Origin of the sequence: Proteus sp. TJ1640, assembly GCF_003144445.1 — a bacterium.
GTDB classification, from domain to species: domain Bacteria; phylum Pseudomonadota; class Gammaproteobacteria; order Enterobacterales; family Enterobacteriaceae; genus Proteus; species Proteus penneri.
The window spans coordinates 1-2,732 of record NZ_PENY01000014.1 but is presented as its reverse complement, the minus strand read 5'-3'; the positions used below and the strand labels follow the sequence as shown (position 1 = coordinate 2,732).

Annotated in this window: 1 protein-coding gene and 1 pseudogene; both read left to right on the top strand. The window is 35.4% G+C overall.

Going from position 1 to position 2,732, the window contains the following annotated elements; translation table 11 throughout:
- Positions 1 to 483: pseudogene (locus DK861_RS05665) on the top strand (hypothetical protein); the annotation flags it as partial.
- 92 nt (positions 484 to 575) lie between these two features.
- Positions 576 to 2,720, top strand: a complete 2,145-nt coding sequence (locus DK861_RS05660) for a hypothetical protein (RefSeq protein ID WP_109399508.1) — start codon at positions 576 to 578, stop codon at positions 2,718 to 2,720.
- Positions 2,721 to 2,732: the final 12 nt, after the last annotated feature.

Sequence of the window (2,732 nt, the reverse complement as noted above, 5' to 3'; positions counted from 1 at the left end):
GCATGTAACTTTCGTGGCCGTTTAATTTGGGCTGCCACACAGGATGATTATATCGCTTTTCCTGCTACATCCAGTAATTGGGAAGGCTGCGCAGGTCGGCGTGATGGCTGCCAAAGCTCAATTCTACAGTACTTTAAGGGGAAATTCATGCCAGTAGTTATGCCTTTGGGTAATAAAACACTCAACCCAGTGAATGAGACTGAATATTTCACCCTTGTGGTAACAGATAATCACTTTTATATCGGAAAAGGCTATACTCCTCCTCCTAAAAAAGAACCATTAAGCGACTTATATTGGGAAAAATACTCTTATGATACAAATGAGGATATAAAAAATAGAATATCGAAGCCTCATGCATTAGAAGCTCCTTCCTATGAAATAAAAACCCCATCGGGGCAAATCCAATTTGATTGCAGTGATCCTTCCATTTCCCCGATGTCAAAATTAGGTGATTACGGACGGGATTATAAAATAATAAATTAATCTTTCTTTTTTGTGCTTTTATTATTAATTAAAAAATTAAAAGCTAAAAACACTACTTACTATATTGTTATCGAAATTTAAAAGGTAAAGGAATGTGCCAAGAAAATATGAAAGCCACTCGGCTATTAAAACCTAAAGAATATCCTGATGGCAGTCAGGAATGGAAATCAACCACCCATACAGCCAATATTGGTGGTGAAATATATACCAAACCCCATCTACCTGGAATTATTATTTTTGTTCATGGAGTGAACTCAGAAGGAGAATGGTATGAAGATGCTGAAAAACATTTATGTGAAGGATTAAATAAACGATTAAATCTCCCTGAAAAATTCAAACTAAAAGCTAATAAATATTTTCAAAATGAATTTAAAGCTAATAAAAAAAACATTGAAGATAGTCGATATTATAATCAATATAACTCTCATGAAATTGAGACATTATATAACTCCCCCATTATTCGTTTTTATTGGGGATACCGTGCACATAAAGATGAAATTAAAAAATACGACATTCCATTAAAAAATAAAAAGGGAGATAGTTATCTTCGGTTAGAAAAAGAGATTATTGCTAGTGACTACAATGAATATTCCTCCTTCGCTGAAAATAAAAAAAATCATTATGAACCCTATTTGCCAATAACGAGTGATAAAGAAAAAAAACTATTTATTTCACAAAAACTGGGTGAACAACATGGTATTTTTTATTGGAATGGTGGACCTTTTCAAAATGGCACCAATCAATTAGTCAGTTTATGGAGTGAATTTGGGTTTAATCGTGCACCACATATAAGAAATAAAGTCCCTTTACCCCTTGATTTGCAATGGTTCAATCCCGAATCTGACCGTATACTCGCAAGCTGTCCTCCCCGCCATTACTATGCCCATGCAGTAGGAAGACTTGCAAAATTAATCAAGATGATCCGTGAAAATAATCAGTATGATACCGTCAGTGTAATTTCTCATAGTCAAGGCACTATGATCGCTTTAGCTGCTGCCGCCATTGAAGCCCCAGATGCACTTTTTGTGTTAAATTCTCCTTATGCTTTACATGATTACAATTTAAATGCCGTCTCTTACCCGCCGGATGAACAAATTAGTGCAAAACAACGAGAAGCCACACTTCAAGCCATTATTAATAAGGTAGCTAAAAACAAGGATAAGCTTAAAGATCATCCCTGTGGATATAAAGGCCTTGCTGTGGGGCTAAATGAAGAAGGAAAAAGTTGGTCACCTAAAGATAAAATTCGAAAAGTAAATGATAACAATGCGACCTCACAAGGCAGCTCATTTAAATTAACTGAAAATGATTTCATTCAAGAAAGAGACAACCATGGAAGAACCTATATTTATTGCAATCCGCATGATCGTGTGATGGGAGCAGCTCCCCTTCGTAGTATTGGCTGGAACGGTATTCCTAATCTATATGATTGCAAAACAAAACAATATTCTTTCTCACCCTTTTTTACTAGGCAAGAAGAATGTACGTTATATGTCCGCTTGTTAGGGCGAAATCGTCCTTGTGGCAATAGCCCCGATTCACCGATAGATGCATCTAAAAGTACTATTTTTTGTGGTGAAAAAAGCCAATATTGTGATGGAACCTCTTTTTGGGAAAATAATACTAAACCCACGCATTATATGACATGGCCTAAACCTGACAATAATACCAAAATTTATATTAATGGCCCCGAAGTACCAAATCCAATCCAAAGCAATGAAATGCTAAAGTTTGATGAAACTTATACAAATGGTATTACGGATTTTAAAGCCGCAAGACAAAATAAAGGGCTTTATGGCTATGGGTTTGGTCAAGTTGACCCTATTGAAAATAAACCCATTGATGCTGATTATTATTATTTAATTGATTTTTATGATTATGAGCGGATCCAAGTACCTTTAACTGATGAAGAAAAAAAAGCCCGTAGAGGTGATCCGACCCTTACCCCTAATGAAAAAAATGAAACACATCGATTCGAAACACTAGAAGAAAGCAGAGAGAGATTTCGTACTTATATACAACGTGGTACTGACCATAGTTCATTACCCAAAGATGAAAATTTTTTAAAACGTGTTGTCGCTTATGACTTACCCATTGGTTATTGCGAAATAGGCAAATCTCCCGAAAGAATGAATGAATTAAGAAAGTTAGCCGATTGGCAGAGTGGTTTAGATAGCTATATGGAGAAAGGTGTATTAGATATACCTGAAATGCCCGAAATAATAAAAAAGCCATAAAAGAAAAAATAT